Origin of the sequence: Celeribacter litoreus (assembly GCF_020165855.1) — a bacterium.
Lineage (GTDB): Bacteria > Pseudomonadota > Alphaproteobacteria > Rhodobacterales > Rhodobacteraceae > Celeribacter > Celeribacter litoreus.
Map to the genome: position 1 here is coordinate 654,578 of NZ_JAIUFY010000005.1, position 13,508 is coordinate 668,085.

Genomic DNA, 13,508 nt, shown 5'->3' on the forward strand with positions numbered 1-13,508 from the left:
TCAGGCCTCACGCGGACCGATCGGGGTCTCGATGGAGCCGAGACCTTCGATGGACACGACGCAGACATCGCCCGGCACCATCGCACCAACGCCAGCAGGCGTGCCGGTCATGATCAGGTCGCCCGGTTCGAGCGCGATGGAGTGGGACAGGATCGAGATGACTTCCGGCACGGACCAGATGAGTTCCGCCAGATCAGCGTCCTGTTTCACTTCACCATTCACGGTGAGTTTGATGGAGCCTTTGTCCGGATGGCCGACTTTCTCGACGGGGAACACCGGACCGATCACGGCGGAGCGGTCGAATGCCTTGCCCCAGTCCCACGGACGGCCCTGTTCGCGGGCAACGAGCTGCAGATCGCGGCGGGTGAGGTCATTGCCGACGGCGTAGCCCCACACGTGGGAGAGGCTGTCCTCTTCCGCGATGTTCTTACCCGCTTTGCCGATTACGGCGACGAGTTCGGCCTCGTAGTGGAAGTTTTCGGTCTGCGGCGGGTAGGCGACGGTTTCACCGGTTTCGACCACGGCATCTGCCGGTTTGGTGAAGAAGAACGGCGGATCACGATCCGGATCCTTGCCCATTTCACGGGCGTGAGCGGCGTAGTTGCGACCGACACAGAAGATGCGGCGCACCGGGAGGCGATCATCCGTGCCATCGACGGCGACAGTGGCCTGCGGAGCAGGGGGGAAGACATATGCCATAGGGTTTGTCCTTTTTTGCGTTTCTTGAGGAGGAGTTATTCAGCGGCGGTTTTGAGCGCGGCATTCACGGTCGTGTCGTCGAGACCTGTGGAGCCGTAGAGCCAGGACAGTTGGTCGTACCATTCGTCCTGAGACATGTTGGACATCACGTGGTTGCGCACAGCGGCTTTCGCGTCGTCCGGGTGGTAGATGTATTCGCCGATGAGCCGGGAGTTCATCTGAACGCGGGCGGTGCGGACCTTGCGCATTTCCTGATAGATTTGTAGCGCGCGCTCGACATTCTCGCCGTAGTGTTCGATGCAGTGCGACAGGGCGACGGCGTCTTCCATGGCCATACACGCACCCTGCGCAAAGTATTGCAGCATCGGGTGGGCGGCATCGCCCAAAAGCGCCACGCGGTTGTCGACCCAGTTGGAGATCGGATCACGGTCGCAGAGCACCCAGAGTTTCCAGTCAGAGCCATGTTCGATGACCTGACGGGCTTTCGGGTGGATGTGCTCGAAGCCTTGCGCGACTTCCTCTTTGGACACTGGACGACCGGCAATCGCTTCCTTCACGTCGCGGTGGTAGGTCACGACGAGGTTGAAGACCTTCCAGCCTTTGAGCGGGTAGTGGACGATGTGACACTTCGGGCCGGCCCAGAGCGTCGCCGCGTTCCAGCGGAGGTCTTCCGGCATTTGCTCGGTCGGGATGACGGAGCGGTAGGTGGTGTGGCCGGAAATGCGCGGCTCGCCGTCGCCAATCATCTGGCCACGGATCGGGGAACGCAGGCCCTCGGCGCCAATCAGGAAGGAGCCTTTGATCGGATCGCGGTCTTTAACCTTGAGCGTCACGGATGTGCCGTCCTGCTCATAGCCTTCCACAACATGGGAGGTGCGGATATCGACGAGCGGGCTGTCCTCGCAGTACTTCAGCAGAACACCATGCAGATCGGCGCGGTGCACAACTGCGTACGGGTTCTTGAAACGCTCACGGAACGGTTCATCGAGCGGGATGGAGGTGATGTCCTCGGCGGTTTGCGCATCCATGAGACGCAGCTTGTCGATGTAGACAGCTTTCTCGCGGGCTTCGTCGCCGACGCCCAGATAGTCGAAGCAGTGAAAGGCGTTCGGGCCGATCTGGATGCCTGCGCCGATTTCACCGAGGGCCGGGGCCTGTTCGACGACGATGGAGCGATGACCTTTGCGGGCGAGGCCACAGGCTGCGGCGAGGCCGCCAATGCCGCCACCGGCGATGATGATGGGAAGATCAGACATGGTAGTCTCCTTTTTCAGTCTCAGCCGCCAATGAGGCGTGGAATGGTGAGTGTGAGTGCGGGGATCATGAGGATGAGGCCCACACGGATGACCTCGGAGCCGAGGAAGGGCATGACACCGCGAAAGACCGTCGACATGGGCGTGTCTTTGGCGAGCGAGGAAATGATGAACACGTTGAGGCCAACGGGCGGTGTAATCAGCCCGAGTTCGACCACGATCAGCGCGAGAATGCCGAACCAGATTTTCAGGTCTTCGTTGTTCATCCCGAAGGCTGCGGCGTCTGCCGTCACGTAGTCGCCGCCATTGAGCGCGATCAGCGTCGGCCAGAAGAACGGCACCACAACAAGGATCATCGCGAGGCTCTCCATGAAACAGCCGAGGATCACGAAGGCGATGAGCATGATAATCAGGACGAGCATCGGATCCATGCCGGAGGTCGCGGCCCACTCAGAGAGGGCCTGCGGGAGACCGGAGCGGGTGAAGAAGCCCTTGAGCACCTCTGCGCCGAACAGGATCAGGTAGATCATACCGGAGGTGATCGCAGTCGCCTGCAACGCACGGCGCAAGCCGGCCATGTTGAGACCTTCGCCGGTCATGGCGCGCAGCGCGAAACCGTAGGCACCGATGAGGAACACGCCGATGGACGCGGCAGGGGTCGGCGTGAAGAGACCGAAGCCAAGGCCGAGGATGATCGCGCCGAAGATCACGATCACCGGGAATAGACGTTTGAGCGCGATGTTGCGTTCTTCACGCGGCATCGGACGCGGTTCCGGGGCGAGGCTCGGGTTGATGCGCACCAGAACGGCAATCACGAGGATGAAGGACAAGACGGCGAGCAGGCCGGGGATCACAGCGGCCTGGAACATCTTGAGGATCGAGCCCTCAACGATGATCGCGTAGATCACGAGCGCAACCGACGGCGGGATCAGGATGCCGAGCGTGCCACCTGCTGCGAGTGCACCTGCAGAGAGACGGTCTGCATAGCCGAGTTTTTTGAGTTCCGGCAGAGCCACTTTGCCCATGGTCGCTGCTGTCGCGAGGGACGAACCGCAGACCGCGCCGAAGCCGCCACAGGCCGCGATCGCTGCCATCGCCACCCCGCCGCGCAAGCGCGAGAGGAGGGCTTCAAGGCCTTTGAAGAGGTCCGACGACAGGCGGGCTTCGGCGGCGATGTAACCCATGAGAACGAAGAGCGGAACGACCGAGAGGTCATAGTTCGCGACGTTCTCCCAAAGGAGCGATTTGAACTGGCGCAGGTAGGGCACGAACCGCACATAGGGCAGTGCCAAAGACAGAGCGTAGGTGCCGCCGATGCCGACGAGGATCATCGCGATGCCGACAGGCATGCGCAGCATTAGAAGCAGGAAGAGAACAACGAGGCCGATCACCCCGATTGTGATGGGATCAAGCATAGCGCGTGTCTCCGAAAATCTGGCTGACGGAGACCACGGCCCAGAGGACCATGGACGCGATGCCGGGGAGGTAGAAGGGCCAGATGGGCCAGCCGAGGACACCGGCTTCTGCGGCATCAGAACGGGACTCGAGCATTCCGTGGAACATCCAATAGGCGAGGAACAGGGCAATCGCCGCAGTCAGGGTCAGCCACATGTGATCAAGCACACGTTTGACCGGCATCGGTGCGTTTGCCACGAACAGATCGACGGCAACGTGGCCGCGCGAGGCCTGCGTGTAAGGGAAGAACATGAGGGCCGCGCCGGAAATGGCGAGCTGAACGAAATCTTCATAGCCGGGGAGGCCAGAGACGTTGAGGCCGAACAGGCCAACAATACGATCGAGAATGAAAGCGCCGGTGTTGGTGGTGGTGACCATCACGATGACAAAGAGGATCGCGCCTCCAAGCATAGCGAATACGTCTGCCAAGCGCGTCACATGAGCGTGCATAGCATGCCTCCCGGTTTGGGTGCGTTAGGGGGTTCTTATATTTCGGTGGCGGAGCGGTCTCCGCCACCGTGGGAGTATCCTGTGAGATTACCCGCCGTGTGCGGCGGCGACGGCCGCGCGGGCTTTCTCGACAAGGCCGGCACCATCGATGCCTTTTTCCGTCACCTCACCGACCCAGCGGGCGACAACTTCTTCGCTGACGGCCTCGAATTTCGCGGCTTCTTCGGCGGAGAAGACGTGACGCGTCACACCGGCGCCGTCGAGCGCGTTGATGCCGCCGTCTTCGAAGGCTTCCCACATGGCGCCGATTTCGGCGGACACATTAACGGTCGAGTTCGCGTCTATGACGGCTTTCAGGTCATCCGGCATGTCTTCGTAGACGTCTTTGTTCATGGCAAGCATGAAGACAGCGGTGCCGAAGCGGTCACCGTCCGGAAGTTCTGCGGTGAATTTGTCGAGTTCCTGAAGTTTGAGCGCGGGCACGATTTCGTAGGTGGTCATCGCGCCGTCGATCACGCCCTTGGCCATAGCTTCCGGAACGGCGGGAACAGGGAGGCTTACCGGCTCAGCGCCGAGGCTCTCGATGAGCCATGCGCCAGTGCGGGACGGTGTGCGGAGCTTCATGCCAGCTAGGTCTTCAAAGGTCGTGACCTCTTTGTTGCCGGAATGGATCAGGTTGCCGTCATTGGAATGCAGAAAGAGGATGTGGATGTCCTTGAAATCTTCCGCGAGCATGTCGAGCGATGCGTTGAGAGCGATCGTTGTGTCCGTTGCGGAGCCTTTGTGGACGCTCGGCAGCTCAAAAACTTCGGTCCGCGGGAAAACGCCGGGGGTGTAGCCAAGCAGGGTCCACACGATGTCAGCGGTACCGTCGCGCGCTTGGCTGTAAAGCTCGCCGGGTTTGCCACCCATGGACATGGCCGGATAAATCTGGACGTCGATGCGGCCGTCGCTGTCGGCCATCACTTTTTCGGCCCATGGCTCAAGCATCACTTTATGCGCGTTCGCGACCGGCGGCAGGAAGTGGTGCATGATCAGCGTGACGTCCTGAGCAAATGCGGATGTGGCGGAAACGATGGATGCGGCAGCAATGGTGCCGAGCAGCTTGGCGCGTGTGAAATTCGGTTTAAAGAACATGTGAGCTCCTCCTCTTATGTCATGGGCGCACTCCCGTTGCGCCTCATAATGAGTATGCTTACTATTGATCTATGTCAATCTGGTAAGCATACTTATTATTGACGCACCTCATGAAACCTTGCCAATAGGGCAAAGTTTGCGCGCATGGTGGGAGCGTGCACGTGAGGGAAAAATGGCGAAACTAGAAATACATAACATGGCCGGCCACCTGATCCGACGCCTCAACCAGATTTCGCTGTCGGTCTTTCAGGAGCGCACGAAAGCGGCAGGCTATTCGATCACCTCAGTGCAATTTGCGGCCATGAATGCGATTCGAGCCAACCCCGGCATCGATCAGGCGCGGTTGGCGGGAATGATCGCTTACGACCGCGCGACCATCGGCGGAGTGGTCGATCGTCTGGAAGGAAAAGGCTACGTCGAACGACGGGTCAGCGAACAGGATCGTCGCGCGAAGACGGTCACACTTACGGCGACGGGTGAAAGCGTGCTCGATGAACTCGCCCCGCTCGTGCGTCAGTTTCAGGGCGAAATCCTGTCCGGCCTTGATTCTGACGAGCAGAAAGAATTCCTACGCCTCGCAGCGAAAGCTGCGGAAGTCGGAAATACGCTCTCGCGCGCACCGCTTATCCTGAAAGAGTGAAGGCTGGCGGTCTCGCCTATTGATCCGCTTTCGGAGCTGATTTTCCCTAGCTTTCGCGCGACTTGTCCGTATTGTGACGATTGTTCGAATTGTGAGGGGAAAGTTGATGGTGGGCAGGTCGTCGGATGTCATGTCTTCGATGGTAAAGGGCCTTCGGGTTCTGGAATGTTTCGGTGCGGGCACTCCGAAACTCACCATCACAGATGCGGCGCAGATGACTGGTCTGGATCGTGCGACCGCGCGGCGTTGCCTGCTCACGCTGCATCACGCCGGATACGCCGATTATGACGGAAAGTTCTTTACGCTGACTCCTCGCGCGATGCGCCTCGGAATGGGGGCGATTGCCTCGTTGCCCCTGCCGCAGATTGTCCAGCCGTGGCTCGATCAACTGACCGAGCAGATCGGACAGAGCTGTTCTGTCTCCATCCTTGACGGCACAGAGATCGTCTACCTCGCCCGCGCGGCGCAAAAGCGGGTGATGTCCATCGGCCTCATGCCTGGCTCGCGGCTACCCGCGCATTGCACGTCCATGGGGCGTGTCCTGCTCGGGGCGCTGGCTCCGGATGAGGCGCGCGCGATCTTGGAAGAGTCCGATCTCAGTCCGCGGACGAAATACAGCGTGACCGACCCGGACGCGATCATGCAGAAGGTCGAAGATGCGCGCACGAATGGCTATGCAATCATTGATCAAGAGGTTGAGATTGGACTGCGGTCGATTGCCGTGCCTCTCACCGACGGGCGCGGGAACATTGTTGCGGCGCTCAATACAGGCATGGCTGCCACTCAAGATGATCCCGAGGCGCTCGTTCAGGCGTATCTGCCCAAGCTCCTCACCGTTCAATCCGGATTGAAGCGGATGCTTTAATCGAGCGAGCGGGCCTCGATCGCCTCTGCGATTTCGTCGGCGTTTTTGAGAATGCGGACGATGAGTGGCACGAGAAGGGCGACCATATTCCGGTCCAGCCCGCGCGCACGCTGGGCTTCTCTGACCTCTTCGAACTGGCTCCGGATCATCGGAATGAACCGCCACACCAACGACATCGCGAGCGCGATTTTGTCGCGGGGCACCCACGCGGGGGCTTTCGAGAGTAGGGCAAGGATGCCGTCTGTGAAGGCGCTCGCTGTTGTGGTGTAGGTGACGAGACCCGCTGCTGCCAAAAGCGCGACAAAGCGCAGTGTGACGTAGGTCGCGGTCCCAAGATCCGCGAGCCAAATCTGAACGGCGAAAATGATCGCCAGCACGAAGAGCGCAGGGCGGATCGCTGCGAAGGCATGAGACGCGTTAAGCCCCGCCATCATGTATCCGACAGCAGCAAGTACCAAGGCGATGACGAGCGTGAGCGGGTGCGCGACAATAAAGACCGTGGAGCAAAAGGCGAAAAGTGCCGCAAGTTTCCAAGCGGGTCTCGCGCTATGGAGCGGGCTGTCTCCGGGGATGTAGAGTTCTGTCAGCATTCGCGCGCCGCGCGATAGGCCGGGATGACCATGTCCGGCGACCCGTCTTGGGAAATGCACCCGTCTTCAATCAGTAGAACGCGGTCAAATCCCATGAGCAAGTCAAGATCGTGGGATACGACAACAGCCGGTTGCGAGAGCGTTCCAAGGAGCCGCATAAAGCGGGTCTTGTTGCGCAGATCGAGAAGGGTGGTCGGTTCGTCGAACACAATCAACTCGGGCTGGGTCACGAGAACGCCCGCGAGCGCGACAAGCTGTTTCTCGCCACCGGACAGCTCATGCGTCAAGCGTGTGCGCAGGTGGCCGATGCCCAGTTCTTCGAGAACGGCCTGAATGCGCGCATCCGTATCGTCTTTCGACAGCTTTCTGGATTTGAGGCCGAAGGCGAGGTCTTCCTCGACCATCGGATAGACGATCTGATTGTCTGGATTTTGAAACACAAAGCCAACGTGGTGGCGCAGATCGTCGGTGTGATCTTTGAAACGAACGCTTCCGGTGTTCGGTTTTTGAAGGCCGTTAAAGAGGCGCAACAGGGTGCTTTTGCCGGACCCGTTGTCGCCAATGATGCCGATGCGATGCTCTGACAAGGTGAGGGAAATCTCGCGGAGGACATCTCGTCCCCCGCGCGTAACACTTACCTTGTCAAAGATCATTGTCATGGCGATCAGGCAGCTTGGCCGATGATCGGGTAGGTGCGCTTCACCGTGACCATCACGCCTGCGGCGATCAGGGCCTTTACGATGTCACCCGGAATGTAGGTCACGGAACCGATGAAGGCTTTGCCGATCGGAACGCCTGCGGAGAAGGTGATCCACGGAATGCCGATGGCGTACATGACCACAATGCCGCCTGCGACACAGATGAGAGTCGCGGAGACGAAGGACAGGCCGTTCCAGAATTTCTCGGTCATCCAGCCGATTGCGAATGCGGCGATAACCCAACCGAACAGGAAGCCGGCCGTTGCGCCGAAGAAGACGGAGAAACCGCCACGACCACCGGCAAGAAGCGGCAGGCCGATTGCGACGAGGACGAGCAGGAGGATCAGAGACAGTGCGCCACGTTTCGCGCCGAGGATGCCACCAGCGAGCATAACGCCGAGGGATTGCGCCGTAATTGGCACGGGAAGGACCGGAAAAGTGATGGGCGGAACGACCGCCAAAACGGCAGTGAGTGCGGTAAATAGGGCAATGAGAACGATATCGCGCGTGGTCATGAGTAGTCCCTCGAGTTGTGCGGCCCTTGTTGGGCTTTGGTTGTGAGGGGTTTGATAGACATGTGTTCCGCGTCTGGTAAAGCCCTTTTCCCGCAAAGTTTCGAGACTTTCGTACGGGTTTTTGCAAAACGGCACCGGAAAGTTTTCAAACCTCGGGGGCAACGGGCTCAGATTGCAAAGAAATTTGCGAATTTCCCTTATTTTATAGACCTTTTGGTCAGGTTTGAAGTCTTCTGACTGAGAACAGGCTGAGACCCGCCATAACGCCTGCGGTGGCCAAACAGAGGCTCAATCCGCCAATTTGGTAGGACAGTCCGGAGAGCAAAGTCCCGAGCAATCTCCCCGCCGCATTGGCCATGTAGTAGAAGCCGACATCAAGCGTCACGCGCTCCGCGCCCGCGAAGGCGAGGATGAGATAGGAGTGCACGGAGGAGTTCACCGCAAACACAAATCCAAAGAGTAAGAGCCCCGCGACGAGCGACAGCGTGAGCCAAAGCGCAGGATCACCCGCGATGAGCGACAGCGCGGCGAGGACGAAGGGGATTGGCGTGAGATATCCGGCCCAGCGGCTCGCGACACGGACGGTGGCGTGCTCGTCCGTAGTCTTCGATTTGAGGAGCTTCGGCGCGAGACCCTGCACCAATCCATAGGCCATGATCCAGAGCGCCATGAAGCCACCGGTCAAAAAGAACGCCTGACGCGCGCCCTCGGGTGTTCCGTCAGAGAGCACATGCTCGAAATAGATCGGGAGGCCGACGACGAACCAGACATCCCGTGCCCCGAAAAGGAACATGCGCGCGAGGCTCAGTTTGTTGATCCGCGGGTCTTTGGAGATGACGGCAGAGAACTTTGTGCCTTTTTTGCCGGTCGGCAGGCCTTTGGGCAGGAAGAGCGCGACTGCAATGAAGATCGCCGCGAGCACAATGGCCATGCCCCAGACCGCCGCCTTGAACCCCGCGAGCGCGAGGAGCGCCGCACCGATGAAGAAGCCGAGGCCTTTGATTGCGTTCTTTGAACCTGTGAGCACTGCAACCCACTTGAACAAAGTCCCGTCGCCTTTCGGGGCGAGGAGTTTGACGGCGGACTTCGACGACATCTTCGCGAGGTCTTTGGCCACGCCGGACGCGCCTTGCACCGCCATGACGTAGACAACCGATGCCCCGACGGACCATGCGGGATCGAGTTGGGACAGGGCAATGAGCGCAACGATTTGTATCCCCAACCCGCCAAAGAGCGTGGAGGCGAGACCGAACCGCGCTGCGAGCCATCCGGCCGAGAGGTTCGTCACGATGCCCGCAATCTCATAGAGCAGGAACAGCCACGCCAGTTGCAACGGGGAAAACCCGAGGCCGTTGAAGTGCAGCAGCACCAACATCCGCAACGCGCCGTCCGAGAGCATGAAGGCCCAATAGGCGGCGGTCACGGCCATATAGGCGCGGAGCGGGTTTCCGGCCGGTGCGTCTGGCGTAGCTGGCGAGGTCATCACATTTGCCCTGCGACCATGCGGGCGATGTCAGCGAAGCGGCAGGAGTAGCCCCACTCGTTGTCATACCATGCGTAGATTTTCACCTGCGTGTCGTTGATCACCATGGTGGATTGCGCGTCAATGATGGAGCTGCGTGGATCATTCACGTAGTCGGTGGAGACGAGCGGACGGGTCTCATAACCGAGGATGCCAGAAAGCTCGCCTTCGGACGCGGCTTTGAAGAGTGCGTTGACCTCTTCGGCGGTGGTCGGGCGCTCCACTTCGAACACGCAGTCGGTGATGGACGCGTTCAGGAGCGGCACGCGGACGGCATGACCGTTCAACCGGCCTTTGAGTTCCGGATAGATCAGCGTGATTGCCGTGGCCGAACCGGTCGTCGTCGGGATCAGGTTCATCGACGCGGCACGCGCGCGACGCATGTCTTTCGACGGGCGGTCCACAATGGTCTGGGTGTTGGTAATGTCGTGGATTGTCGTGATCGAGCCATGCTTGATCCCGAGGTTCTCGTGGATCACCTTCACCACAGGCGCGAGGCAGTTTGTGGTGCAGGACGCTGCCGTCACGAGATCATGTTCGGACGCATCATAGAGATCGTGGTTTACCCCGTAGACGAGGTTGAGCGCGCCGCCGTCTTTCACGGGGGCAGACACCACGACCTTTTTCACGCCTGCGGCATAATATGGGGCGATTTTTGCTTCGGTTTTGAAGACGCCCGTGCAGTCGATGACCATGTCGACACCCATCTCGGCGAGGGGGAGGTCTTCGATCTTGGACTGACGGGTCAGGGCCATCTTGGTGCCGTTGACCGTCAGGCTGTCTGCGTCATGCGAAATATCTGCCGCCCACTTGCCATGCACGGAGTCAAACTCAAGCAGGAGTGCATGCTGCTCCGCATCACCTGCGAGGTCGTTGATCAAGACGATCTGCTCGCCCAGTCCGCGGTCAAAGAGGTCGCGTAGCGCGAGTTTTCCGATGCGGCCGAGGCCGTTGAGGGCGATTTTAGGCATGGGAGGTCCTTTTAGATCGTAGAGAGCGTGTCAATTTCGGTTTGAACCGCGAGACGGTCGAGTTGATCGACGGGCAGCGCGGTCAGGGTTTCGATCCGGCGGCGCAGGCCGTCATAGGTCTTGGCGAAGGCGAGCGCCTTTTCGGATTCGCTGCCTTCGACAGCGACGGGGTCGGGGAGGCCCCAATGCGCAGAGAAGGCAGGGCCAGCCCATGTCGCGCAGTCTTCCTGGGCTGCCGTGTCGCAGACCGTGAACACGAAATCGAAGCCGTTCGGGTGGAGGGCTTTGACCTGATCGATGTCTTTCGACCAGAGACCGAGCGTGTCGTGTCCTTCGCGTTCGAGCAGGCTGCGCGCGCGTGCATTCAGCTCGCCCGCCGGACGGGTGCCTGCCGACGCGGCGATGAATTTCTCGCCGCCAAGATCGCGCAGGAGGGCCTCTGCGATGATGGAGCGTGCGGAGTTGCCGGAGCAGAGGAAGAGCACGCGGTAGGGGCGGGTCGGTCCGTCGCCGCGTGCCGCGAGAGGCGCGCACACCTCTGGGCGACCACGGCAGCAGTCGTTGACGAGATACCCGACCAAGCCTTCAGCCGTGCGCAGTTCCACCTTGTAATAGAGCGAACGCCCGTCACGCGAGGCAGAGATGAGTCCCGCCGCGTTCAGGTCCGCGAGATAGCCCGAAAGGGTGTTCGGCTTTAGTCCGAGCGCATCCGCAATCTCGGAGGGCCGCACGGGGCGCGGGGCGAACCGCATCAGGAGCCGGAAGACCGAAAGGCGACCGGGGTGCCCGAGGGCGGCAAATGCCGTGGTGGCGATGTCTGAGTCGAACTTATTTAATTCCATAATTCGCGAATACTCGAAATTTAATAGCGCGCCAAGAGAATGTTTTGCCTGCTCCGAATTCTTTCTGTTTGTTGAGGGGAGCTGCGCGACACCCCGACGCAGGGACGCACTCTTTGGGCGCCTTGGATTGAAAAGACGGGATCGGCATGCCAGCTAAACCCCAAGTTGGTAGATCACTGCCGGATAACGCGCGTATGACAAACAGGACGAAAAAAGAGCCATCGGCAGAGAAGCGGATGCTGGAGACGCTTTTGTCGCGGGAAAGGCGTGCTATTCGCTTGGCATCTTGGTTCTCTGCTTTGTCCGCGCTTTTGTGGGTGCCTCAGGCCGCCTGTGTCGCCGCTGGCTTTGCGCGCCTGCTCACCGGAGATGGGGCGTTTACCATCCCGCTCACGGCGCTGAGCTTTCTTGCCTTCGCGTTGCTGCGTATCGGTCTGAACACGATCTCCGAAGGACTTTTGTTCCGCGCGGGTCAGTCGATCATCACGCAGACCCGCACAGACATTCTGGAACGGGAAGCTGTGGCGCTCGGCACGTCTGCCATAGGCGGACCCGGTGCACTCGCGGCGCTCGCGGGCGAAAAGCTTGATTCTCTTTTGCCGTATCTGACGCGCTATGCTCCCGCGATGATGCGGGTGAAAACGGTGCCGTTCGTGATCCTGTTTCTCGCGTTCTGGCACTCTTGGGCCGTCGGGGTGGTGTTTCTCATTGCAGGGCCGCTTATCCCGCTGTTCATGGCTTTGGTGGGCTTTGCCGCGAAAGACGCCTCGGAGCGCCAGATGAAAGAGATCGGTTCGCTTGGGGATTTGCTTGTGGACCGGCTTGCGGCACTTGCTGACATCAAGCTTCTCGGCGCGGCCCCACGCTTGGTCGCACAGTTTGAAACGGCGGCGGATGACTTGAGCGCGCGCACCATGGCGGTCCTGAAAATTGCGTTCCTGTCCTCCACCGTGCTCGAACTCTTTGCCGCGCTTGGGGTGGCGATGGTCGCGGTCTGGGTCGGGTTCTCGCTTTTGGGTGAGCTGTCTTGGGGCGCCTATGGTGGCGCCATCACGCCGTGGGCAGGCATCTTTCTCCTTCTTCTTGCCCCCGACTATTTCCAACCGCTTCGGGATCTGTCGGCCGCGTGGCACGACAAGGCGTCGGCACTCGCAGTCGTCGGAGAGCTCGCAGACTGGGATGCCGAAGAACGGCAAACCATGCTGGGTTCTGGCGCGCCTGCGCCAGTTCTGCCTGGCGCGGCGACTTTCGCGTGGCAGGGATTGGCGGTGCAGCGGGGTATGCGCGAGATAGGCTACCCTGACGCACAGATTGATGCAGGTGCGAAGGTTGCGCTCGTCGGACCCTCCGGTGCTGGGAAGACGTCGTTGCTTCGACTTTTGGCAGGCTTGGATTTGCCTTCCTCCGGCACGATTCAGGTCGCTGGGCAGGGGCTCTCGGAGGACACGGCAGACGCGTGGCGCGCGCGGCTCGGTTGGATGCCGCAGGCTCCGATGTTTCTAGGGCGATCTCTTCGATACAATGTGGCGTTTGGCGAGGATCTGTCTTCGGATGTGATTGATGCCGCCGCACTTGGTCCCGTTCTGGAGGGATTGCCAAAAGGCGATCTCACCCTGCTCGGTGAAACGGGCGGCGGGATTTCCGGAGGGGAAGCGCGGCGTGTGATGCTCGCGCGCGCACTCGCGGCGCGGCCTGATGTCCTGCTCGCGGATGAGCCGACGGCGGACCTTGATCGGGAGACGGCACAGCTCGTCACTGACGGTCTGTTACAACTTTCGAACCAAGGCACGACACTTATCATCGCGACACATGATCCCGACCTGATCGCGCATATGGACCAAGTCATTGAGGTGAGCCCATGACGCGGCTCT

General features: G+C 60.3%; 14 protein-coding genes. 3 read left to right on the top strand and 11 right to left on the bottom strand.

The genetic code is table 11. From position 1 onward, the window contains the following. The 5 genes from LA304_RS05210 to LA304_RS05230 form a co-directional block, all read right to left on the bottom strand. Positions 1-699: a fumarylacetoacetate hydrolase family protein gene (locus LA304_RS05210; RefSeq protein ID WP_224502061.1), complete on the bottom strand. Its 699-nt coding sequence runs from the start codon at positions 697-699 to the stop codon at positions 1-3. A gap of 35 nt (positions 700-734) precedes the next feature. Beyond that, positions 735-1,955, bottom strand: coding sequence for a 3-hydroxybenzoate 6-monooxygenase (locus LA304_RS05215; RefSeq protein WP_224502062.1), 1,221 nt, complete (start codon positions 1,953-1,955; stop codon positions 735-737). A 20-nt stretch (positions 1,956-1,975) separates the two neighbouring features. After that, on the bottom strand, positions 1,976-3,367 hold the full coding sequence (locus LA304_RS05220; RefSeq protein ID WP_224502063.1) for a TRAP transporter large permease: 1,392 nt from the start codon (positions 3,365-3,367) through the stop codon (positions 1,976-1,978). Next, entirely contained in the window at positions 3,360-3,857 is a 498-nt protein-coding gene (locus LA304_RS05225) for a TRAP transporter small permease (RefSeq protein ID WP_224502064.1), read from the bottom strand. Before LA304_RS05225 ends, LA304_RS05220 begins: the two co-directional genes overlap by 8 nt. A gap of 87 nt (positions 3,858-3,944) precedes the next feature. After that, complete coding sequence (locus tag LA304_RS05230) at positions 3,945-4,994, bottom strand: TRAP transporter substrate-binding protein (protein ID WP_224502065.1); 1,050 nt, start codon at positions 4,992-4,994, stop codon at positions 3,945-3,947. A gap of 172 nt (positions 4,995-5,166) precedes the next feature. Between LA304_RS05230 and LA304_RS05235 the strand changes: the two genes are divergently transcribed. After that, positions 5,167-5,634 carry a MarR family winged helix-turn-helix transcriptional regulator gene (locus tag LA304_RS05235; protein ID WP_224502066.1) on the top strand — a complete coding sequence of 156 codons (468 nt, stop codon included), beginning with the start codon at positions 5,167-5,169 and terminating at the stop codon, positions 5,632-5,634. A gap of 106 nt (positions 5,635-5,740) precedes the next feature. After that, a complete protein-coding gene (locus tag LA304_RS05240) occupies positions 5,741-6,499 on the top strand; it encodes an IclR family transcriptional regulator domain-containing protein (protein WP_224502067.1) in 759 nt (252 codons plus the stop codon). Here the strand turns inward: LA304_RS05240 and LA304_RS05245 are convergent. From LA304_RS05245 to LA304_RS05270, 6 genes are all read right to left on the bottom strand, one after another. After that, positions 6,496-7,089: an energy-coupling factor transporter transmembrane component T family protein gene (locus LA304_RS05245; RefSeq protein ID WP_224502068.1), complete on the bottom strand. Its 594-nt coding sequence runs from the start codon at positions 7,087-7,089 to the stop codon at positions 6,496-6,498. The genes LA304_RS05240 and LA304_RS05245 overlap by 4 nt on opposite strands. Then, positions 7,083-7,742 carry an energy-coupling factor ABC transporter ATP-binding protein gene (locus LA304_RS05250; RefSeq protein WP_224502069.1) on the bottom strand — a complete coding sequence of 220 codons (660 nt, stop codon included), beginning with the start codon at positions 7,740-7,742 and terminating at the stop codon, positions 7,083-7,085. The genes LA304_RS05245 and LA304_RS05250 overlap by 7 nt, the downstream gene beginning before the upstream one ends. 11 nt (positions 7,743-7,753) lie before the next feature. Next, positions 7,754-8,302, bottom strand: a complete 549-nt coding sequence (locus LA304_RS05255) for a biotin transporter BioY (protein WP_224502070.1) — start codon at positions 8,300-8,302, stop codon at positions 7,754-7,756. 217 nt (positions 8,303-8,519) lie between these two features. Further along, positions 8,520-9,785 (bottom strand): organoarsenical effux MFS transporter ArsJ, encoded by a 1,266-nt coding sequence (arsJ, locus tag LA304_RS05260; protein ID WP_224502071.1) that lies wholly within the window; start codon positions 9,783-9,785, stop codon positions 8,520-8,522. Continuing rightward, positions 9,785-10,795, bottom strand: coding sequence for an ArsJ-associated glyceraldehyde-3-phosphate dehydrogenase (locus LA304_RS05265; RefSeq protein ID WP_224502072.1), 1,011 nt, complete (start codon positions 10,793-10,795; stop codon positions 9,785-9,787). Before LA304_RS05265 ends, arsJ begins: the two co-directional genes overlap by 1 nt. Before the next feature lie 11 nt (positions 10,796-10,806). Next, positions 10,807-11,637: an arsenate reductase/protein-tyrosine-phosphatase family protein gene (locus tag LA304_RS05270; RefSeq protein WP_224502073.1), complete on the bottom strand. Its 831-nt coding sequence runs from the start codon at positions 11,635-11,637 to the stop codon at positions 10,807-10,809. Between the two features lie 236 nt (positions 11,638-11,873). On the opposite strand from LA304_RS05270, the gene cydD reads away from it, so the two are divergent. After that, positions 11,874-13,499 (top strand): thiol reductant ABC exporter subunit CydD, encoded by a 1,626-nt coding sequence (gene cydD / locus LA304_RS05275; RefSeq protein WP_224502481.1) that lies wholly within the window; start codon positions 11,874-11,876, stop codon positions 13,497-13,499. The last annotated feature ends 9 nt before the right edge of the window (positions 13,500-13,508 follow it).